The following is a 21,931-nucleotide window of genomic DNA, read 5'->3' as shown; positions in this document are numbered from 1 at the left end:
CATCAGATATAGGTCCGCAGGAATTCGCCCAGCGCGCAGATCGCCAGGCTTTGGCCATAGGGCATCGAGGTGAGTGCGATGTCCTTATAGAATTGCTGGGTGTCGCCCATCGCGGTGCCGAAGCTGACTTGCTTCAATTCGCCGGCCTCGTCGATATTCGCGAGCACGCCGCGCACCGCTTTGATCCCGACCGCCTCATAATGGCGCGGCAGATAGCCCTTTCGCACTGCCTTCAGGATACCATAGGCAAAGCCCGCCGCCGCCGATGCTTCGAGATAGCTGGTCGGATCGACAATCAGCGTGTGCCACAGCCCGCTTTCGTCCTGCGTTTCGGCCAGCGTCTTCACCTGCGCCGCCAGCGTGTCGATCAGGAAGGTGCGGAACGCATCGCCTTGCGGCAGATCGAGGATTTCGATGATCTCAGGAATCGCGATCGTCACCCAGCAATTGCCGCGCGCCCACAATGCCTCGGCGAAATTGTGCCGCCCGTTAAAGTCCCAGCCGTGGAACCACAGCCCGGTCTTTTTATCGAACAGATATTTGACGTGGACCAGGAACTGGCGCTTGGCCTCCTCGACATAATGCGGGCGGTTGAGCAGCAGGCCGATCTTGGCGAGCGGCAGCACGCTCATCATCAGCGTGTCGTCCCACATTTCGCCGGGATTTTCGTCGTTATAGACGATGTGCTGAAACCCGCCCTCTTCGGTCTTGGGCAGGCCGTCGGGGGCCATCAGCCATTCGGCCCAGGTGTCGAGATAGGGCAAATAGCGCGGATCGGGCTGATGCTCGTACAGATAGGCAAGGGTGATGAACGGGGCCATCGTATTGATGTTCTTGGTCGGCGTCCCCTCGGCGAACCGATCCTCGAACCATTGCTTGATGATCGCCAGCGCCTTGGCATCGCCGGTCTGTTCGAAATAACGCCACATGCCGAACAGGCCGATGCCATGGGTCCATTCCCATCCGGCCCAACCCTTGGTGTCGATGATCCGGCCATCTTCCAGATGCAGCAGGAATGCGCCGGTCTCGTCCTTGATGTTGACCAGATTGTGCATCAGCAGGTCGATCGCGCCGGTGATGCTGTGGCGGGGAATGTCGTGGGTAAGCGCGGCCATGAAGTGCTCCGAAGGGAAGGGGGCGAAGAGGAAAGGGCGGGGTCAGGGCATCTCGGCAAGCGATCGGGGTGCGGGCACGTTCCGCACGGCCAAGCCGCCGCGCACGTTTCGCAAGGTGACCAGTTTCACCGCCTCGAGCGCATTGCCGGGCGCGCCGTCCGACGTCACCGCCAGCGCGATGCTGTTGCGCCCGCGATGGTTCAATATACCCTCGGGGATCGGGAAGGTCCGCTGCGGGCCGACATGCGCGATGAACTGGCCCATGTGCCAGCCATTGACGAACAGCAGTACGCGATAACTGACCGGCGAACGCGGCGTCAGCGGATCGCCGAATTCGACGCCGATCGTCGCATCCTGCCCGCGCGGCACCGCCAGGTCGAAGCTGGTGCGATACCAGCTTGTGCCCGCTGCCGCGGTCGTCGCCGGGATCGTCGCGGCCTGCCAGCCGGTGTCGTCGAAGCCCGGCAGATGCCAGCCGAGCCGTTCGCCCGAAAGGCCGCCATTATTGGGCACGCCGCGCACACGATCGACAATATCCTCGCCACCTTCGCGGCCGTTGATCTTCCACGCGATCGGCTGGGCAAAGCTGCGCCCGCCCGGCGCGATCAGCGTCGCCGATACCAGCCCGCGTGCTTCCTTGTGGAAGTCGTCGGCGTCGAGATCCCAGTTATGGCCGTTGTTGCGGACCATGATGCTCAGCACATGCTCGCCGGGTGCCTGCGCGGCGGCGGGCAGATCGAAGCTGGCGGTGCCGGTGGTGATCGGACGCGGCAGGCCGCCTGCCAGTTCATCCTGGCCGACGAACTTGCCGTCGAGGAAGACCTGCACCATCCCAGCGCCGCCCGCGCCATAATGGATCGCCAGTTTCCTGGCATCGGCCCCGCCCTTGAAACGACCGCGATACCAGACATCGCCTTCGTGAAAGCCATAGGCGTCCATGCCCATGTTCGGCTGGCCATCGGGGGGCCGCGTGGTGCTGGCATTGGCGCGATGGTCGATCGCCTGCCAGCGCGAGTCATCGAAATCGGGGGCGATTTCGGGCGAGCCGGTGGCGGTGCGCCATTGCGCCAGATCGGGCAGCGCGAAGTCGGTCGGGCCGGCAAGCGGGGCGGTCGCGATCCGGCTGCCGCCGATGCCGGCGGTGGTGGCGATCGGCTGGCCGTTCCAACGGATGCTGCGAACCTGCGCGGGTACCCAGATTTCGAGCGGGCTTTGCGCCGCGGTATCGCCGGTCAGCGCCAGCCTGCCGCGCGTGACGCTGGCATCGCGCACCAGTTGCGGCCCGCGCACCAGCGTGTCGCCATCGCGCCAGAAGCGCATCGCTTCGGGTTCGTCGGCCAGCAGCAGCGTCATCGCCGGGCGACCGCCCCCCTCGATCCGCAGCCGCGTCAGCCCCTGATGCGGGTAATCGAGCACCAGATCGCCCCTCGCCGCATCGAAGCGGTGGCGAACGTCGCCGTCGAGCACCGTCACGCGCGGGGCCGAAGCATAGCGCAGCACGGTCTGCCCATCTTCGCCCGCGCGGCCATAGAGCAATGCCAGCGTCTCGCCGCCGCGCGCCATCACCGTCTGCACTTCGCTGGTCGAATAGACCAGCCGCTGGCCGCCAAGCGTCACGCCCGCCACCAGCCATTTGGCGTCATAGCCATTGAGCTTCATCGACAGCGTATATTGCCCGTCGGGCAGCGCGGCGCTGATCGTGAAGCTGGCATTGGCGGTCGACACCGACGGTTTGTGCGTGACCAGCAGGAAGCGGGCGTCGGTTTCGGGTGACTTGTTGTGATAGACCTGGATGTCGGGGGTCGACACCTCGACCGGCCCGGCAGGAATCATGCCCGCCAGATCGGGGACCGAGGCGATGAGGCCGCCGAGCTGCTTCAGTTCGAGCAGCTTGTCGCGCACCTCGCGGGTTTCGCTGATCGCCGCGCCATAATCATAGCTGGTGAACACCACCGGCCCCGGCAGCCAGCCCCAACTGGTGCCGCCAAACCCCATGTAGAAGCTCTGGATCGAAATCCCGTTGACCAGATTGGTGCCATAAAAGACGCGCTGATAGCGCCGCCCGCGCTGGATCGCGTTGCAGGCATAGCCGCCATTCGACCCCCAATAATCGAACCAGCCGCCGCCGAACTCCGCCGCGAAACCCGGCGTGTTGGGGCTGGCCGAAGCGCCGCCGCGCGCGCCGCCGGTGCCGTAAAAGCCCCAATCGGGGGCCGGCGCGCCGCGCGTCGGTTCGCCCTGCACGGTGCAGGTGCCGCCGGGATAGCCATCGAACGCATATAGATCGACCGGGCCTTCGACGGTCTTTTCGACATTCGCGCCCTTGGGCACCCAATAGCCGTTGCGGCCCTGGTCGTTGTGAAAGATCGGCACGGTAATGCCGTCGGCGCGTGCCTTGGCATATAGGTGATCCATATAGCGGCGCTGCGAGGGGGTGGTCAGCGCCAGCTCGTTTTCGATCTGGTGCAGGATCACACTGCCCTTGCCGCCGTTGATCTGGTGGCGGGCGATGATCGCGTTGACCTGCGTCAGCCATTCGTCCGCCGCCGCCAGATAATCGGGATCGTCGGTGCGCGCGCGGGCGCGCTGGTTGACCAGCCAGCCGGGATAGCCGCCGCGCGTCAGTTCGGCATTCACATAGGGGCCGGCGCGAGTCATCACGTACAGCCCCTCTTCGGCGGCGATCGTCAGCAGCCGGTCGATGTCGCGGATGCCGTCGAAATCATACACGCCGCGTTTCGGGCTGTGGAATCCCCAGTCGAAATATAATGCGACGGTGTTGAAGCCGTTCGCCCTCATCTTTTGCAGCATGTCGCGCCACAAATCGGGGCTCGGCAGGCGGAACGCATGGATTTCGGCGCTCCAGATGATGGTGCGCTTGCCATCGATCAGCAGCGATCGCGCATCGAAGCCGACGCGCCCGAATTGCTGCACCGGCGCGTCGAAATTGGCGGTCGGGCGCGACACCTGCGCCTGCGCGGGGATCGCGGCGGGGATCAGCGCGGCACAGGCCAGCAACAGCGCGCGACAGCCGGTCATGCCAGGTGAAACACTTGCTCTAGCGGCCATTCGCACGGCGATCCGTCTTCGTTGGTTTCCATCAGCGGCGCCATCGCCGCCCACCAACGCTGCATCACCGGATGCGACGGCAGCGCGTCGCGCTGGTTCTGATCGGCCAGCACCAGGGTGGCGAACAGTGCGTTGCTGTCGGCATCGTGCCAGATGCTGTAATCGCTGATCCCGGCATCGTGCAGCAGATCGACCAGTTCGGGCCAGACCGCGTCATGCGCGGCGCGATACTGCGCCGTCATGCCGGGACGAAGCTGCATCCGGAATGCGTGTATCAACGACCTCTCCTGCAATGTGCAATATATGGTATTGCTATTCATCATATGGTAACGAGCAAGCGCAGGCTGGTCAAAGGATAATCAGATCCACGGCGTCGCCGCGCGCACACTGGCGACGGTGCAGTCTTCCAGCAACACCGGCGGTCGGGCATCGGCGGCCTCGGTTCGCATCGCCAGTCCGTCGATCACCAGCCCGCGCACATGCCGCGCCCACAGCCCCCAGGCGGGCGTCACCCCGAACATACTCGGTTCGGGATAGGCATCGGCAAGCGCGGGTGGGCGGCGCGCGGCGTCGGCCTGGGTGCCGCCACCGGCAAAGCTCAGGTCGATGTCGCGCAAGGTGACGTCTTCGATCGCATGGCCGGGCAGGCCGGCCAGCAGCGCGGCATAGCGATGGTCGATCCCGGTGGCGCGAACCTCCTCGATCCGCACGCCGCGAACGCGCGCAATGCCGGTGCCTTCCGGCCCCCGCCGCCGATCGCCCAGCCGCACGAACAGCGGCGCGGTCGTGACGTCGGCCATCGTCAGCCGCCGCGCGACGACATCCTCGATCGCGCCGCCATCGACGGTTTCGATCGCCAGCCCGCGTGACCGCTCGAACCGGCAATCCTCGATCAGGATTCGGCGGAAGCCGCCATTGCTTTCGGTGCCGATCTTGATCCGCCCGGTCACGCGGTCGCGATCGGGGGCGAGCATTTGCGTCGCCTGCCGCGTGCCGTCGAGCACCGTGCCCATGTCCCAGCCGCTGACCGTGCAGTCGCGCACCGTCACATCCTGCGTCGGGGCCAGCCGGCCAAGCGCATGGCTGCTTTTCAGGACGATCGCGTCGTCATTGGGTGAATTGACCCGGCAGCGTTCCACGCGGACTCGCCGGACGCAATCGAGGTCGATGCCGTCGCGGTCGGTGTCGATCGTGCAATCCTCGATCACCAGATCGTCGCAGCCGGTGGCGAGGATCGCGAAATGGCCGCCCTTGGCGATGGTCAGCCCGGCAATCCGCACGTTGCGCGCGTTCTTCAGCGCGATCGCCTTGTTGCCAAGGCCCTGCATCCGCGCGGCATCAGGTTCGAGCGCGGCGATTTGGGCGGTGGTCATCTGGCGCATCGACAGCGGGCGTTCGCCGCGTTGCTTGCGCCAGCGCGCACCGGGGCCGTCGCGAGTCAGCCCCGCGCCGTCGATCCCGCCCGGCCCCAGGATCGCAACGCCGCGAACGCTATCGCCCCAGATCAGGCTGTTGTGCCAATGGCTATGCCCGAAATCCTGATAGAGCTGCTCGTCGTCCATTTCGGGCAAGTCATAGCTGCCGCGATGCCGCGCCGGATCGGCGGCGACGATCGTCGCGCCTGCTTGCAGCAGCAACGTGACGTCGCTCTGCAGCCGGATCGAGAAGCTGAGATACCGGCCCGGTGGAAATACCACGGTGCCGCCCCCGGCGGCGCGCGCGATCGCGCGGTTGATCGCATCGGTATCGAGCGTGGTGCCATCACCGCGCGCACCCAGCGAGCGAACGTCGATCCGCTGCGCGGCATGGGCGGGGCAGGGGATCAGCATCGCGTTCATCCCGATCAGCATCGTGCGGCGGTTCAGGATCATCGCGGTCAGTTGCCCGCCGGGCGAACCGCGCTCGATCCCGCGCTCGCCGCGATCGCTACCGCCTCGGGCGCGGGCGGGTGGCGCGGATCGAAGCGCGCGGCGTTGATGTGCGGCGCGAGCGCGGGGATCGCGCGCCGAATCTCACCCGCCACCGCATTGGCCAGCAGCCATGCGCCATAATTGTTATGGTGGGTCTTGTCGGCACCGCCATCGTTGAACGCTAGCGCCGCGCGATCGGGGCCAAGCGCTTCGTACACCGCCACGCTTACGGCGTTCAGGTCGATCAGCGGCACGTGTTCGGCAGCGGCGACTCGCTTGGCGGCGGCGACATGCTCGGCCAGCGTCGAGACGATCCGGTCACCCTCGAAGCTGCGGCGTTCGGGCGAGGTTACCAGCACCGGCATCGCCCCGCGCGCGCGGGCTTCGGCGATGTAGAGGCGCAGATAGGCGGAATAGGCGTGCTCGGGATCGGCATAGGTTTGCGGCCAATTCGCCTTTTGGTCGTTATGGCCGAACTGGATGAACAGATAATCGCCCGGCTTGATCTGCGACAGCAGCTTGGCAAGGCGCAGTTCGGTCACGAAGGATTTGAGCGTTTCGCCCGATTCGGCGTGGTTCGCCACCGCCACCCGATCGTCGAGCAACGCCGGCAGCATCTGTCCCCAGCTTGCGGCGGGTTCGGTGCGCTGGTCGGTGACGGTTGAATCACCCGTCAGATACAGCGTCGGCACCTCGACCGGGGCGATGTCGATCACGGCCGCCGCCGGGTCGCCCAGAAATTCGAGTGAGAGGCGGTCGTCCCAGCTAGGGCTGCCCGCCTCGCGCGCTTTGAGCAGCACCCGCTGCCCACCGGGGGCGTTGGCGGGGGGCGGGGGTAGCCGGTCGTTGCGGATATTGACGACGAAGGACCGCTCGATCACTTCGCCCGCGCGGGTGGCGACCTGGTGCAGCATCAGCCGGCGGCTTTCGGCCTTCACCGTGGTCACCGCCGGGCGATCCGCCGCACCGATCCGCAGCGTCACGCGGTAATTCCCCTCCGCCAGCGCGACCGAAAAATCGCGCGCCGCCGGATCAGGTAGGTCTGGGCGCTGGGGCATCACGGCACCTGTCAGCAAGGCGGGCAGCAAGAACAACATCATCGCGCACATCCCCGGTGGCTAGCAAAAAAAATGGGCTGCCGGGGGAAACCGGCAGCCCCAGGGGGAGAAAGGGTCGCCGCGATCAGCGCGCGGGGGGCGATTGCTCGCCCAGAAAAAAGCTGGGGTGCGGCGGCTGGTTATAGGCGGTGTTCTGCCACGCGATGGCGTTGGCATATTGCCGGTCCTGCAGCAGCGCGGGGATGGCGTGGCGGGTCGGGATCGGGGTGGTGTACAGCCGCAGCTCGCTGCTGTCCTCGGCGCGCAGCAACACTTCCTCGCGCCAGTCGCCGATCAAGTCGCCGCTCAGCGCCGGGGTGGCCTTGGTGCCGTTGTTCGATGCCGCGCCGGTCGCGTCGAGCAGCACCGTCTCGGTCGCGCTTCGCCAATCCCATTTGGTGATCCGCGTACCGCTCAGCATTTCGCGCAGGCGGTCGCCGTCCCACCAGATCGCGAAATTGGCGAAGCGGGGCTTGCCGCCGGGAATGACTTTGCCGCGCGCGTCGAACAATTCGGGGCTGTTCGATGCCCAGGCCTCGGCCCCGGCATGACGGGGGTCGATGTCGGCGGCCAGCCCGCGCCCGGTATCCTTGTCGGCTGGGGTCGACCACAGCACCTCGCCGGTGCGCGCATCGAGCATCGCCGCGCCGACGCCGCCATTGCCCCTCACATCTTCCAGCACGCCGAACTTTTCCATGCCGGGGCGAGTGGGGTCGAGGTCGGAGACGTGCATCGCGTCGCCGTGGCCAAGCCCGGTGGTCCATAATGGCTTGCCGTCATCGTCGATCGCCATTGCGCCATAGACGATTTCGTCGCGGCCATCGCCGTCGACATCGGCGGTCGCCAATTGGTGATTGCCCTGGCCGCCATAGGCTTGCAGGCCGGGCGCGGCGCTGTCGAACAGCCAGCGCTGCGTAAGCTTGCCGCCGCGCCAGTCCCAGGCGGCGATCGCGGTGCGCGCATAATAGCCGCGCGCGAAAATGCCGCTCGGGCGTTTGCCGTCGAGATAGGCGACGCCCGCCAGATAGCGCTCGCCGCGATTGCCATAGCCATCGCCCCAGGCAGCGGTCATCGCCGCGGCGGAGGGGCGTATCGTCGAAGGATCACGCGCCGGCACATAGGGGGCCGAGGCGAGCGCCCGCCCGGTCGTCCCTTCGAAAACCGTGATATATTCCGGCCCACTGACGATCCGGCCCTGCATCGGCGCGACGCGGGTGCCATCGGGCAATGTCTTGGCCCCGGTACGGTCGCGCTGGGCGACCTCGCCGCCGGTCTCGCGCCAGTCAGCGTCGCCATCGCCCAGCACGCGCCCGGTGCCGTCGATCGTGCCGTCGCCGGTTTTCATCATCAGTTCGGCGCGGCCATCGCCGTCGAAATCCTGCACCATGAAATGGGTGTAATGTGCGCCCGAGCGGATGTTGCGCCCCAGATCGATCCGCCACATCTTTTTGCCTGCCATCGTATAGGCATCGATCAGCGTTTCGCCGCTATAGCCAGGAAAGGCATTGTCCTTCGAGATCGTCGGATCCCATTTGACCAGGATTTCCAGGCTTCCGTCGCCATCGAGGTCGCCGACGCTGGCATCATTGGCGGTATAGCCATAGCGCTCGCCCGCAGGGGTGGTGCGATCGGCGGGGCGATCGAGCGGGATCGGCAGATAGCCGCGCGCCCAGGGGGTGATTTCCGCCGACGGCTTTTGCCCGACCAATGCCACCGCATAGCGCGACGCGGGCGTGCCGTCGCGATCGATAAAGCTTGGAATATCGGTGCGCGCAATCTCGCGGTCGTCGCGCGTGAGGATGTAGCGCGGCTTGCTGCCATCGGCGTGCAACAGCCGCCAGCTCACATGATTACCGCCCTCCGCTGCCGGCACCGCGACGGTGCCACGATCGAGCGCATGCTGGGCAACCACAGGGGCAGCGCTGGCCGCACCGATAGCGGCGGCGAGGATTGCCAGCGAATGAAGACGCCATCGGTTACGCACGCTGCCCTCTCCCGCTCCACGATGCCGTCTCCCGCGACATGTTCCATATGATGAGCAATAATCCCACATATGTAAAGCGACTTTGCTGGGGCAGGGGTCGTCTATCCACATTGTGACACCGCTATCCACATAGCGAAATCATTTGCCAAGCTACCCGACTTGCCATTAATCTCCCGGAAAAGGCCATCGGGGAGAGGCTGTCATCACCATGATCCGCAACCAATGGCGGCGATAGGGCCGCACCCATTGGCACCTCTATCAGCCTGGACCCGTCGATGGCGCGCGATCGGCATGCCCGTCATCGCCGCCGCGCTGGTTGGTTGCGTGCAGCCCGCCAGCTTCAGCGCGGCGCAATGGCGGGTCGAGGCCGAAAGCCCCGCCGCGCGCGTGACCTTCGGCGACGTCATCGACATCGATACCCCCGCTGGCCTGTCCCTATGGCTGGTCCGCCCGATTAAGGGGCCGGTGGCGATCGGTTTCGATGCGATGGCGGTGGCCAAGGGCGGGGCGAACGATCAGGTGAGCGACCTCAACGCCTTCTGGATGGCGCGCGAAGCCGATGGCGCGCCGCTTCGTCATGGGCGCAGTGGCGCGTTCGCCGACTATGACACGCTGGCGACCTATTATGTCGGCATCGGCGGCAATCGGAATACGACCACGCGCTTTCGCCGCTATGTCGGCCGCGTGGGCGATCGCCCGATCCTGCCGCAACATGACCGAAGCGACGCCGGTGCGATGCTGCAACCCGATCGCTGGACCCGGATCACGCTGATCGCCGACGGCAGCCGAATCGCGGTCGAGCGCGACGGGCAGGCGGTGTTCCGCCTCGACGATCCGCAGCCCTATCGCGCCGGCCATTTCGCGATCCGCACCACCCAAAGCCATTTGCGAATTCGCAACCTCACCATCCAGTCGCTGGGAAACTGACATGCCGATCACGCGCCGCGATGCGATGAAGCGAACCCTGCTGGCAGGTGCAGGCGCGATGCTGCCGGCGCAGGTGATGGCGCAGCGCCGTCCCGCGCCATCGGCCTCGATCGGCTGGATCGACCGCGAAGCACCAGCGCTGTCGCTTGGCCAGACCTTTGGCGTGCCGTGGCCGCGCGGGCAGGTGCGTGATGCCGAGCGGCTGGCGGCGGGCGCGGTGCCGGTGCAGAGCTGGGCAACCGCCTATTGGCCCGACGGGTCGATCAAATGGAGCGCGCATGCGCTGCCCGCCGGCATCGCACCCGCATCGGTGACGATCGCACCGGGCCGGCCCGCCTTGCCCCCAGCGCCGATCCGCGTTGCCGAAACTACCGACGCGATCCGTATTTCGACCGGCGACACGATGTGGGAGATCGCGCGCGGCGGCGATGCGGTGGTGCGTTCGGCCAGCAGCGGCGGGCGCACGGTATTGGGCGAAACGCGCCTGGTCGCGGCGGTTTCGGCCAATCCGGCGGGCAATGATGCCGTGCCGCTGACCGGCAGCATCGCGCAAGTGACGATCGAACAGCGCGGCCCGGTGCGCGCGGTGGTGAAGGTCGAGGGCTGGCACCAGGGCGGGGACCGGCGGATGCTGCCCTTCGTCGTGCGGCTCTATGCCTATGCCGGGTCGCGCGCGCTGCGGATCGTCCACAGCTTCGTCCATGACGGCGCGCCCGAGCAGGATTTTGTCACCAGCTTAGGAGTCGCCGCGACGGTGCCGATGTCGGGCGCGCTGCATGACCGCCATGTCCGAATCGCCACCGGACCCGCCACGCTGTTCGCCGAAGCCGTTCGCCCGCTCACCGGGCTTCGCCGCGATCCGGGCCGCGCATTTCGGGAGGCGCAGGTGGCGGGCAGGGCGGTGCCTCGGCTCGTCGACATGGCCCCGGCAGTGCGCGACCGGCTCGATCGCATCCCCGGCTGGAGCGATTTCCGGTTGAACCAGTTAAGCGCCAATGGTGCCACGCTCGCCAAGCGCACCGGCGAAGGCCGCGCCTGGATCGACGCCGACGAGGCCCGCCGTGCGCCGGGTCTTGGCTATGTCGGCGGGCCGCAGGGCGGGGCTGCGATCGGCTTGCGCTGGTTCTGGGAGCGCCACCCCACCGGCATCGACGTGCGCGGCGCTGCCGGGGACGCCGCGACGCTGACTGCTTGGCTCTGGTCGCCCGATGCCGCGCCGATGGACCTGCGATCCTATCGCGGGGTCGATGGGATGGATGCCTATCCCGCGCAGAACGAAGGCCTGGACGTCACCTATGAGGATTATGAACCCGGCTGGGACGATGCGCGCGGCATCGCCCGCACCAGCGAACTGACATTATGGGCCTTGCCCGCCACCCCGCCGGCCAGCGAATTGCTGGCGATGGCGGGCGCGGTATCGACCCCGCCGCAGATGATGGCCGATCCCGGCCATATCCATGCCGCGCAAGTGTTTGGCCCCTGGGGGCTGCCCGATCGTTCGACGCCCCCGCGCGCACGGATCGAGGCGCAGCTTGCCGACCTGACCGATTTCTATGCCGGGGAGGTCGATCGCCGATCCTGGTACGGCTTTTGGGATCATGGCGATGTCATGCACACTTATGACGCCGACCGGCATCAATGGCGCTATGACATTGGCGGTTTTGCCTGGGCGAACAGCGAGCTCTCGCCCGATCTGTGGCTATGGTATCAGGCGCTTCGCACCCGCGATGCCGCGACCTGGCGGCTGGCCGAGGCGATGACCCGGCATACCGGCGAGGTCGATGTCTATCATCTGGGCCGGTTCAAGGGGCTGGGCACGCGCCACGGCGTGCAGCATTTCAGCGACAGCTCGAAACAGCCGCGCGTCAGCAACGCCGCCTATCGCCGCATCTATTATTACCTCACCGCCGACGATCGCGTCGGCGATTTGATGCGCGACCTGTTGCGGTCGGATTCGATGCTGCAAACGATCGAGATCGGTCGCAAAGTCCCCGGCGGCGATCGCCAACAGAATCGGGAGGGGGTGGTCGGCATGGCATTTGGCACCAGTTGGTGCTCGCTTGCCGCCGCGTGGCTCACCGAATGGGAGCGGACGCGCAATCCCTATTGGCGCGATCGGCTGGTGGCGGGGATGGAGAGTATCGGCGCGATGCCCAATGGCTGGCTGTCGGGCGCGGCCCCCTATGATCTCAAGACCGGGCGCTTCGACAATCCGGGGCCGGAGATTTCGTTCTCGCACCTCAACGCGGTGTTCGGCGCGGTCGAGGTGAATGCCGAGTTGCTGCAATTGCTCGACGTGCCCGGCTATCGCAAGGCGTGGCTCGATTATTGCCGCTGGTATAATGCGCCGCGCGCGGAGTTTGTGGCGGTGTTCGGCCCGCGCCGGGGATCGTCGAACCTGCGCGAGGCGCATTCGCGGCTCACCGCCTATGCTGCGGTACAGACCGGCGATCCGGCGCTTGCCCGGCGCGCCGCGGCCGAGTTTTATTCGGGCGATGCGGGGCTGGGGATGGTCGATGGCGATCCGCGCACGATGCTGCCCGGCGGCCAGATCGAATGGCGGCGGGTTTCGACCAACGCCGCCTCGCAATGGGGGCTGGCGGCGATCCAGAATCTGGCACTGGTGCCGGACGCTCTTGATAGCGTGCTATAGCTTGCGTAATCGCCCAGCCGCCGGCGGCAACCATATCGGTGATGCCCATGCAGCCGCCCGGCGTGTCGCAGGAGGATCAGGGCATCGTTGAGCAACATGGCGGCCTGGGCCTGGCCCAGCGATCGGGGTTGGACGACGGCATTGCGTATCTTCGCGCCGCCTATCCGCAGCCCGATTGGCGCGCGCACCGCAATTTCGGGCAATTGGCCGAATTCTGGCTGAACGTACATTCGGCGCTGCGCGGTGAGGCCGCCGATGTGGCGCAGGTGGTCGACGCCTTTCGCGGCGGCAAGGTGGACGCGGCGGGGTTTCAGCGCGGCTTCGTCCCCCGGTTCAACGGCTTTCTTCGCCATCTCGATCAGCATCATCGGATCGAGGACGCCGCCTATTTCCCCAAGTTTCGAGCGCTCGACCAGCGGATGATCGTCGGGTTCGATCTGCTCGAGGGCGATCATGTGCTGATCCACCAGCGGTTGGTGGCGACGGTGGACGCGGCGCGCGCGCTGCTGTTGGCGCTGTCGTCGCCTGGGGATGCGGCGCTGCGTGCCGCCGATGCTTATGCAACCGGCGCGGACGAGTTTGCCGATTTGCTGCGGCGTCACCTGGCCGATGAGGAGGAATTGGTGATCCCCGCGCTGCTCGAACATGGCGAGCGTCCGCTGCTGTGAAACGCTAGCGGCGCGTTTGATCGGTTTGACACGCTTCGAAATAATGTAATACTTAATCATTGCGCCGGTTACTGTGTTAAGGGTCCGAAGATGAGCATGCCGATAGAGTCCGTGGCCGATCTCGGCCGCCGTCGCCTGATCCAATCGCTTGCGGTCGCGCCCTTCCTCGGGTGTTTGAGCGCGCAGGCGATGGCTGCCGAAGACGCGGACCCGGCGCTCGATCTTGGCGCGGTATGGCGGCGCGCGCTCGATCCGCGCGATGCGGGCGTGACCAAGCGCTGGTATGCACGCGCGCTGCCCGCTGAAACGCTGACGCTGCCCGGAAGCCTCGAGCAACAAGCGGTCGGCAACCAGCCCGATCTGGAAACCCCCTGGACCGGCGACATCAACGATCGCTCGTTCTTCAAGGCCGACGACTACGCCCGCTATCGCACCGCCGATAACTTCAAGGTGCCGTTCTTCCTTCAGCCCGATAGCTGGTATCGCGGTGCCGCCTGGTATCAGCGCGAGATCGAGATACCCGCCGATTGGCAGGGCAAGCGGGTCGAGCTGTTCCTGGAACGCCCGCATTGGGAAACTCAGGTGTGGCTCGACGATCGGCCCATCGGGCGCAGCGACGCGCTGCACGTCCCGCATCTGCATGACCTGGGCATGGTGTCGCCGGGCACGCACCGGCTGACGATCCGCGTCGATAACCGGATGATCGTCGAGATCGGCTTTAACGGCCACGGCGTCACCGACCATACCCAGGGCAATTGGAACGGCATCGCCGGGCGTATCGAGCTGCGCGCGACCGAGCCGGTGTGGATCGACCGCGTCGATCTGCATCCCTCGTTCGATGACAGGGTTCTGGCGGTCGAAGCGACGATCCGCCGCCGCCCCGGGGCAAAGCCGGTCGCTGGCGGCACCATCCTGTTCGCTGGAAAGCCGGTGCGCGCGGCAGTGACGTGGCAGGGCGATACGGGCCGGCTGACCGCGCGGGTGCTGTCCGATGGCATCGACCCCGCCGCGCTTCGCACCTGGGACGAGTTCGATCCGGTGCTGCACCAGGTGCGCCTGCAACTCGACAATGGCGAAAGCTGGGAGGGGAATTTCGGCTGGCGCAAGTTCAGCGCGGGCGCGAACGGCTTCACGATGAATGGTCGCCCGGCGATGCTGCGCGGCGCGCTCGACTGCGCGATCTTTCCGCTGACCGGCCACCCGGCGACCGACATCGAAAGCTGGCACCGGATCATGCGCAAGCTGAAGGATTATGGTCTCAACCATCTGCGCTTTCACAGCTATTGCCCGCCGGGTGCCGCGTTCGACGCCGCCGACGCCGCCGGCATCTATATCCAGGTCGAAACCGTGTGGGCGAACCAGTCGGTGCGGATCGGCAGCGGCCTGCCGGTCGATCAATGGGTATATGCCGAAACCGACCGCATCGTCGCGATGCACGGCAACCACCCCTCGTTCATGCTGATGACGCATGGCAACGAGCCGGGCGGCGGCGACAAGGCGGGGGAGGCGCGGCGCGATGCGTATCTGCGCGATTATGTCCTGCACTATCGCGCCCGCGATCCTCGGCGGTTGTGGACGTCGGGGGCCGGCTGGCCGATGATCGACGAAAATGAGTTCCACGTCACCCCGTCGCCGCGCATGCACGGCTGGGGCGAGGGGCTGAAGTCGCGGATCAACGCCAAGCCGCCCGAAACCCAGGCCGACTATCGCGATTTCATCAATCGCTATCCGGTGCCCGTCATCAGCCACGAAATCGGCCAATGGTGCGTCTATCCCGACCTGAACGAGCGGCGGAAATATACCGGCTATCTCAAGGCGCGGAACTTCGACATTTTCGAAGACCGGCTGCGCGACAGCGGCCTGCGCGATCATGCCCCAGAGTTTCTCTATGCGTCGGGCCGGTTGCAGGTAATGTGCTACAAGGAGGACATCGAAAGCGCGCTGCGAACGCACAAGATGGGCGGCTTCCAGTTGCTTGGGCTTCAGGACTTTCCGGGGCAGGGCACCGCGCTGGTCGGCGTGCTCGATCCGTTCTGGGATGAGAAGGGCTATGTCACCGCCGCCGAATATAGCCGGTTCTGCGCGCGCACCGTGCCGCTTGCACGCATGCCGGCGCGGGTCGTGCAATCGGGGTCGCCCTTTGCCTTCACCATAGATGTCGCGCATTTCGGGGAGGCACCGATCGGCGCGGCGCAGATCGCCTGGCGGGTCGTCGCCAGTGACGGCGGCGAACTGGCGCAGGGCGCGTTCGCGGTTGACGGCATCGCGCTCGGCAATGCGCCGCTTGGCCTGTCGGCAGCGCCGGTGCTGCGCGCCGACACCGCCAGCGCGGCCAAGCTGATCGTGACGATCGCGCAGGCGGGGCGCACCATTGCCGAGAATGACTGGGATTTGTGGGTCTATCCCGCCGCTGCCCCCGCGGTCCCCGCCGCTGCCGCCATCCGGCGAAGCGATCGCATCGATTCAGCGACGCTCGATCATCTGGCGCAGGGCGGCACCGCGCTGATCGGCCTGCCGGGCAATCAGATCGCCAACTATGCCGATCGGCCGGTGCAACTGGGCTTTTCCAGCATCTTCTGGAACACCTTGTGGACCGAGCGGCAGCCGCCGACGACGCTGGGCATCCTGTGCGATCCGCGCCACGCCGCGCTCGCCGATTTCCCGACCGAGCCGCACAGCAACTGGCAATGGTGGTATCTGATGCACCGCGCCGGTGCGCTTCGGCTCGATCTGCTGCCCGCCGGGGTCGATCCGATCGTCCGAGTCATCGACGATTGGTTCACCGCGCGCCCGCTGGGGCTGGTGGTCGAACTGCAAGTGGGCAAGGGCCGCGCGATCGTGTGCGGCTTTGCCGTCGACGGGGCGGGGGCGACCGATCCGGTCAGCCGCCAACTGGTCGCCAGCCTTGAGCGGTACATGGCCGGTGCCAGCTTCCGTCCGTCGGTACAGGTGTCGCCAGAGCAGCTTCGCAAGCTGGCGATCTGATCGGGCAACGGCCCCGCGCGTCGGGCGGGGCCGTCACGGGTTGGTCAGCGCCAGTCCTGTTCGATCTGTTCCAGCGTCTTGCCGCGCGTTTCGGGCAGCGCGCGCAGAATGAATACGAAACCCGCCGCGCAAATCACGCCATAGATCCAAAAGGTCACCCCGGTCCCCGCTGCGGCGTTCAGCAGCGGGAAGCTGTAGGTCAGCAGGAAACACGCCGCCCATAAGGCAGTGGTGGCCACCGCCATGCTCGCCCCACGCGCCTCGCCCGGAAAAATCTCCGACAGCGCGACCCAGGTTACCGGGGCCAGGGTCATCGCATAGGTGGCGATCGCGGCGATCACCAACAGCAGCAGCGGCCAGCCCTGAACCCCCGCGACATAGCTGGCTCCGATCGCGGCATAGATGATCGTCAGCCCGGCACAGCCCAGCAGCAACAGCCGCCGCCGGCCCCACCGCTCCACCGTCACCAGCGCGACGAAGGTGAAGACGCAATTGACGACGCCGGTGATGACGATGTTGAACAGCGTATCCGACACCGCATAGCCGGCGCCTGCGAAAATCTCCTGCGCGTAATTGAAGATCACGTTGATGCCGCACCATTGCTGCAACACCGCCAGCACGACGCCGATCACCAGCACTTTGCGAAACCGCGCTTCCTTCAGCACCGCGCGCAGGCTGCGGCCGGGGGCAGCCGCCAGCGCGCGGCGAATATCCGCCACCGCCGCATCGGCATGCGCTTCGCCGCCCAGCCGGCGCAGCACGTCGCGGGCGCGGTCCCAATGGCCATGATTGGCCAGCCAGCGCGGGCTTTCGGGGATGATCAGACAGCCCAGGATGAATGCCACCGCCGGCACCGCCGCCGCTGCGAACATCCATCGCCAGCCGGTGGTGCCGTTCCACGATGCGGCAATCTCGGCCAGCGATGCGCCGGAGGCTACCGGCTCGGCGATCAGCCAGTTGACGATCTGCGCCGCCAACAGGCCGAGCACGATCGCGATCTGATTGAGGCACACCAGCCGCCCGCGACTGCCCGATGGCGCGATTTCGGCGATGTAAAGCGGCGACAGCCCCGATGCCATGCCGATCGCGACGCCGCCGACGATACGCCAGAACACGAACAGGTCGAACCCGCCGGCAAGCGCGGTGCCGATCGCCGACACCGCAAAGATTATCGCAGCGATCAACAGGCCGGGCTTGCGTCCCAGCCGGTCGGCGACCGCGCCCGATGCCATCGCCCCGATCAGACAGCCCACCAGCGCCGAGCTGATCGCCCATGCCTGTTGCGTCGGCGCGACGATCCCGAAACTGGCCTCGTAAAACGGCTTGGCACCGCCGATCACTACCCAGTCATAGCCGAACAGCAATCCGCCCAGCGCCGATACCGCCGCCGTCAGCCACACCGCGCGCGACGCGCCCGGTTGCGGCAGATCGCTGGTTGCCGCGCCGCCGACATCGACCATGTGCATCGTTACAATCTCCCCATGCGGCCGCCATCGGCGACGACGTCTTCGCCGGTGATGAATCGCGCCGAATCGGACGCCAGAAAGGCGACGACGGCGGCGATATCGTCGGGCTGGCCAATATCGTCGGGGTCGATCACTTCTTCGCCCGACTGGATGTTGGGGCTGGCGCGCAGCATCGCGGTGTCGATCGCCCCCGGCAGTACGGCGTTGACCCGGATGCCCAGTGGCTTGCCCTCGATCGCCGCCGAACGGGTAAGGCTGACCATCGCCGCCTTGGCCGCGGCATAGGGGGCCACCAGCGCCGAGGTGCGGCGGGCATGGACCGATCCGATATTGATCACGCACCCGCCGGGCCGCATCCGCCGCAGGCCGTGGCCGATGAACAACGCCGCGCCGATCAGATTGACGTCGATCACACGCCGCCAGTCGGCCGCGTCGAGCGCCGCGATCGGCTTGTAGATCATCATGCCAGCGACGTTGACGATCACGTCGATCCCGCCGAACCGGTCACACGCGGTGTCGACCGCATGCGCCACCGCCAATGGATCGCCAATATCGGCGACCAGCGCCAGCGCATCGGCGGCACCCGCCGCGATCAGCCGCGCCGCTGCGCCGCCGTCATCGGCGCGCGAATCGACCAGCAACAGCGACGCGCCTTCCAGGGCAAAGCGATGCGCCACCGCCATGCCGATATCGCCAAGGCCGCCGGTCACGATTACGCTGCGGCTGGGCACGGCGGCGGCGGTTGCGCCGGTCACCATTCGCGAAGCTCGCCATGCTCGCCGCGCCAGGCGGGGTTGCGCCAGCGATGTGGATCCTTGGCCATTTCGCGCACCGCGGCTTCGTCGATGTCGACGCCAAGCCCCGGACCTTGCGGAATATCGACACAGCCGTCGCTGACGTCGAACAGATGGGGATTGGTCGTCAGCGTCGTCAGGTCGGCGGATGGGCCGTTGTAATGAATGCCCAGCGAGATTTCCTGGATGACGAAATTGGGGGTCGCGGCGGCGAGGTGCAGGCAGGCCGCCAGCGCGATCGGCCCGATCGGGCAGTGCGGGGCGAGCGCCACGTCATAGGTTTCGGCCATCGCCGCGATCCGCCGGCATTCCGAAATGCCGCCCGCGTGCGACAAATCGGGCTGGGCGATGTCGAGCGCGCCGCTTTCCATGAACGGGCGGAAATCCCAGCGGCTGTACAGCCGCTCGCCCATCGCGATCGGCACGCTGGTCACTGACGCCAGTTGCGTGACGATGTCGGGGTTGTCGCTCAACACGATTTCTTCGGCGAACAGCGGCGACAGCGGCTCGATCGCGCGCAGCATCCGGCGGGCCATCGGCTTGTGTACCCGCCCATGGAAATCGATGCCGACATCGATGCCGACGTCGCGCACTTCGGCCACCCGCGCGGCGAGCGCGTCGACCTGTTTGGGGCTGTCGAGCCATCCCAGATCCTCGGTGCCATTCATCTTCACCGCCTTGAACCCTTGCGCCAGCCGCGCCCGCGCCGCCGCCGCGACGTCGCTGGGGCGGTCGCCGCCGATCCAGGAATAGACCGGGATACGGTCGCGCACCCGCCCGCCCAGCAATTGATACACCGGCACGCCCAGCTTGCGCGCCTTGATGTCCCACAGCGCCTGATCGACCCCGGCGATTGCCGACAACAGCACCGGGCCGCCGCGATAAAAGCCCAGCCGGTGCAGCATCTGCCACGCATCCTCGATCCGATCGGGATCATGGCCGATCAGCCGGTCGCGCACCGCTTCAAATGCGCCCAGCACCGCCTCGGCATGGCCCTCCAGCGTTGCCTCGCCCCAGCCGATCGCGCCGTCGGTGGTTTCGACGCGCACGAACAACCAGCGCGGGCGCACCAGAAAACATTCGATACGCCCGATTTTGTCAGTGGTGGCTTCAGCCATCTAGCTTCTCTTCCTCGAACTGGACCGTCCAAACGTCCGCCTGAATCGATGCTTGGACCATCATTGCCGGCATTCGGTAGCAATCGGCTTTTGTCAGTCAACAAATATCATATTTGTTTTGCCACATGCTTTGCTCGGCAAATTATGTGACCGCTATCACGGCTTCGACCTTTTTCCCGTCTGGTTACCGCCCGATCGCCCACTATGTTGGGCCGATGGACTCCACCGATGCGCAGCGAACCGGTGTCGGCGACGCCGGCAGAATGAATGTCACGCGAACCATCGCCAACGACATCGGCCGCGCCATCGTTACCCAATGCTATACCCCCGAAAGCGGCTTTCCGTTCGAGGCGCAATTGTGCGAACGCTATGGAGCCAGCCGCTCGGTGGTGCGCGAGGCGGTCAAGATGCTGACCGCCAAGGGGCTGCTGCGGGCACGCCAGCGCGCGGGCACGACCGTGCAGCCCGAAGAACACTGGAACCTGCTCGATCCCGATGTGCTGCGCTGGCTGCTCGAGCGCGATTTTTCGATCGACCTGCTCATCGACTTCACCGAAATGCGGATGGCGATCGAACCGCGCGCGGCGGGGCTGGCGGCGGAAACCGCGACGGGGCCGCAGCGGGCGTTGATCCTGCGCGCGGTCGATCGGATGTTCGCCGCCGAAAACGGCAGCGACGATCCGCTCGAGGCCGACATCGCGTTCCACCGCGCGGTGATCGCCGCCAGCAACAATCGCTTCATGCGCCAGTTCACCGAATTGTCCGAAGCGACGCTGCGGTTCAGTATCCGCCGCACCAACGCCTATGCCGGCGTCAGCCGGGCCAGCGCGGTCGATCATCAGCGCGTGGCCAAAGCGGTGGTCGGTGGCGATTCGGCGGCGGCGTCAGGGCTGATGCGCGACCTTATCGAAGGCGCGCTGCAATTGCTGCTCAAGGCAGGCGGCGACCCCAAACGCGCCAGCTTCTGAAACGTCGGCATGAGGTGGTTGGCTATCGCCGATTCTTGTCCAGTTCGGCGATCGCGGTTGCCGCCAACAGGAACGCGCCAACGCCATAATATTGGGTGTCGCTGGCAAGTACCTGTTCGGGCCGGTCGCTCACCTGCTGGACCCAGCCCAGCCGGCCATCGGGCTGGATCGCCCGCTGCAACGCATCCCAGCCGCGCCGGGCAACCGGCTCATATTCGGCACGCGGCAGCAATCCGGCGTTGATTCCCCAGGCGATGCCATAGGTGAAAAAACCGGTGCCGCTGGATTCAGGCGGCGCGTTTTCGGGGGCGAGCAGCGATGGTGCCCAATAGCCGTGGGGCTTTTGCAGCGTCTTGAGCTTCGCCGCCATTTCCAGGAACAATCTTTCCATGCGGACGCGATCGGGGCTACCCTTGGGCAGCGACGGGATGATGCGGGCGATGCCGCCGAACACCCATCCATTGCCGCGCGCCCAGAATTGCTTGCGCTGCTGATCGTCGCGGCGATCGAAAAAGCGGCTGTCGCGATAATAGAGATGCTCGACCGGATCATATAGAAAGTCGGTCGTCGCCCAGAATTCGCGCAGCGCGAAGTCGCGATATTTGGGATCGCCGGTCTGCGCGCTCAGTTCGACAAAAGCCGGTGGTGCCATGAACAGCGCATCACACCAGCACCAGCGTTTGAGACATTCGGCACCGCTATACCCGCTTGGCGGCACGACAAACGCCAGCGTAGTGTCGGCTGGTTGATCGACGACTTTATCGAATGCCAGCTTGGTCGGGCCGCGCGCTGCCGGGCCGGCACCATGGGTTGCTGCCCATAGATAGGCCTGGGTGATGACATGATCGTCGGCAAAATAAGGCAGGTCACCCGGCTGCCAGCGATTGTCGGGGCCCATCTTCAGGATCGCGGCCTTGATGGCGGGGGCCGTGCCGGCATCGGCGAGCGCGGTCATGCCTACCCAGAACACGCCCTGTTCCCAGGCGCGTGGCTTCTTCGTCTCGCCCGTCACGCGGCTGACCCCCGAAGCGTCGTTCATCCGTGCCAATTGCCATTTCGCCAGGCGTTCGGCGGCCGCGATTGGTGCGACTTGCTCCGCGCCCTGTGCGGTTTGGGCATAGGCGGCGGCAGACGGGGCGATCAGCAGGGCGGCGGCGAGAATGGCGCGAAGGGGCAT

Annotated in this window: 15 protein-coding genes; 5 read left to right on the top strand and 10 right to left on the bottom strand. The window is 66.3% G+C overall.

Annotated features, from left to right (window positions below):
* Positions 1–2 precede the first annotated feature (2 nt).
* The 6 genes from bglB to QU44_RS10075 all read right to left on the bottom strand — a co-directional run bounded on the left by bglB (position 3) and on the right by QU44_RS10075 (position 9,175).
* Entirely contained in the window at positions 3–1,115 is a 1,113-nt protein-coding gene (bglB, locus tag QU44_RS10100; RefSeq protein ID WP_033921996.1) for a beta-galactosidase BglB, read from the bottom strand.
* Positions 1,116–1,157: 42 nt separating this feature from the next.
* Entirely contained in the window at positions 1,158–4,154 is a 2,997-nt protein-coding gene (locus QU44_RS10095) for a glycoside hydrolase family 35 protein (RefSeq protein ID WP_052134648.1), read from the bottom strand.
* Positions 4,151–4,462, bottom strand: coding sequence for an L-rhamnose mutarotase (locus QU44_RS10090; protein WP_443018085.1), 312 nt, complete (start codon positions 4,460–4,462; stop codon positions 4,151–4,153). Before QU44_RS10090 ends, QU44_RS10095 begins: the two co-directional genes overlap by 4 nt.
* Before the next feature lie 81 nt (positions 4,463–4,543).
* Entirely contained in the window at positions 4,544–6,055 is a 1,512-nt protein-coding gene (locus QU44_RS10085) for a rhamnogalacturonidase (RefSeq protein WP_231621698.1), read from the bottom strand.
* A gap of 5 nt (positions 6,056–6,060) precedes the next feature.
* Positions 6,061–7,152, bottom strand: a complete 1,092-nt coding sequence (locus QU44_RS10080) for a rhamnogalacturonan acetylesterase (protein ID WP_231621701.1) — start codon at positions 7,150–7,152, stop codon at positions 6,061–6,063.
* A 124-nt stretch (positions 7,153–7,276) separates the two neighbouring features.
* Complete coding sequence (locus QU44_RS10075) at positions 7,277–9,175, bottom strand: rhamnogalacturonan lyase (protein WP_231621697.1); 1,899 nt, start codon at positions 9,173–9,175, stop codon at positions 7,277–7,279.
* 291 nt (positions 9,176–9,466) lie between these two features.
* Between QU44_RS10075 and QU44_RS10070 the strand changes: the two genes are divergently transcribed.
* From QU44_RS10070 to QU44_RS10055, 4 genes are all read left to right on the top strand, one after another.
* Positions 9,467–10,102: a DUF6250 domain-containing protein gene (locus QU44_RS10070; protein ID WP_033921994.1), complete on the top strand. Its 636-nt coding sequence runs from the start codon at positions 9,467–9,469 to the stop codon at positions 10,100–10,102.
* Between the two features lies 1 nt (position 10,103).
* A complete protein-coding gene (locus tag QU44_RS10065; protein ID WP_033921993.1) occupies positions 10,104–12,755 on the top strand; it encodes an exo-rhamnogalacturonan lyase family protein in 2,652 nt (883 codons plus the stop codon).
* A gap of 41 nt (positions 12,756–12,796) precedes the next feature.
* Positions 12,797–13,423 (top strand): hemerythrin domain-containing protein, encoded by a 627-nt coding sequence (locus QU44_RS10060; protein WP_231621696.1) that lies wholly within the window; start codon positions 12,797–12,799, stop codon positions 13,421–13,423.
* 90 nt (positions 13,424–13,513) lie between these two features.
* Positions 13,514–16,408, top strand: a complete 2,895-nt coding sequence (locus QU44_RS10055) for a sugar-binding domain-containing protein (protein ID WP_052134644.1) — start codon at positions 13,514–13,516, stop codon at positions 16,406–16,408.
* A 44-nt stretch (positions 16,409–16,452) separates the two neighbouring features.
* Here QU44_RS10055 and QU44_RS10050 read toward each other — a convergent pair whose 3' ends face one another.
* The 3 genes from QU44_RS10050 to dgoD are packed head-to-tail and all read right to left on the bottom strand — an operon-like array spanning position 16,453 to position 19,786.
* On the bottom strand, positions 16,453–17,874 hold the full coding sequence (locus tag QU44_RS10050) for a sugar porter family MFS transporter (protein ID WP_081987970.1): 1,422 nt from the start codon (positions 17,872–17,874) through the stop codon (positions 16,453–16,455).
* Positions 17,875–17,876: 2 nt separating this feature from the next.
* On the bottom strand, positions 17,877–18,629 hold the full coding sequence (locus tag QU44_RS10045; protein ID WP_231621695.1) for an SDR family NAD(P)-dependent oxidoreductase: 753 nt from the start codon (positions 18,627–18,629) through the stop codon (positions 17,877–17,879).
* Positions 18,626–19,786 (bottom strand): galactonate dehydratase, encoded by a 1,161-nt coding sequence (gene dgoD, locus QU44_RS10040; protein WP_033921992.1) that lies wholly within the window; start codon positions 19,784–19,786, stop codon positions 18,626–18,628. Before dgoD ends, QU44_RS10045 begins: the two co-directional genes overlap by 4 nt.
* A gap of 215 nt (positions 19,787–20,001) precedes the next feature.
* Here dgoD and QU44_RS10035 point away from each other — a divergent pair, with 215 nt between their 5' ends.
* A complete protein-coding gene (locus QU44_RS10035; protein ID WP_081987969.1) occupies positions 20,002–20,754 on the top strand; it encodes a FadR/GntR family transcriptional regulator in 753 nt (250 codons plus the stop codon).
* A 22-nt stretch (positions 20,755–20,776) separates the two neighbouring features.
* Here the strand turns inward: QU44_RS10035 and QU44_RS10030 are convergent, their stop codons facing one another.
* Positions 20,777–21,931, bottom strand: a complete 1,155-nt coding sequence (locus QU44_RS10030) for a glycoside hydrolase family 88/105 protein (RefSeq protein WP_033921990.1) — start codon at positions 21,929–21,931, stop codon at positions 20,777–20,779.

Origin of the sequence: Sphingomonas sp. 37zxx (assembly GCF_000786205.1) — a bacterium.
Classification (GTDB): domain Bacteria; phylum Pseudomonadota; class Alphaproteobacteria; order Sphingomonadales; family Sphingomonadaceae; genus Sphingomonas.
Note: the sequence above shows the minus strand (reverse complement) of the source record. Positions and strands in the feature narration are given on the sequence as shown.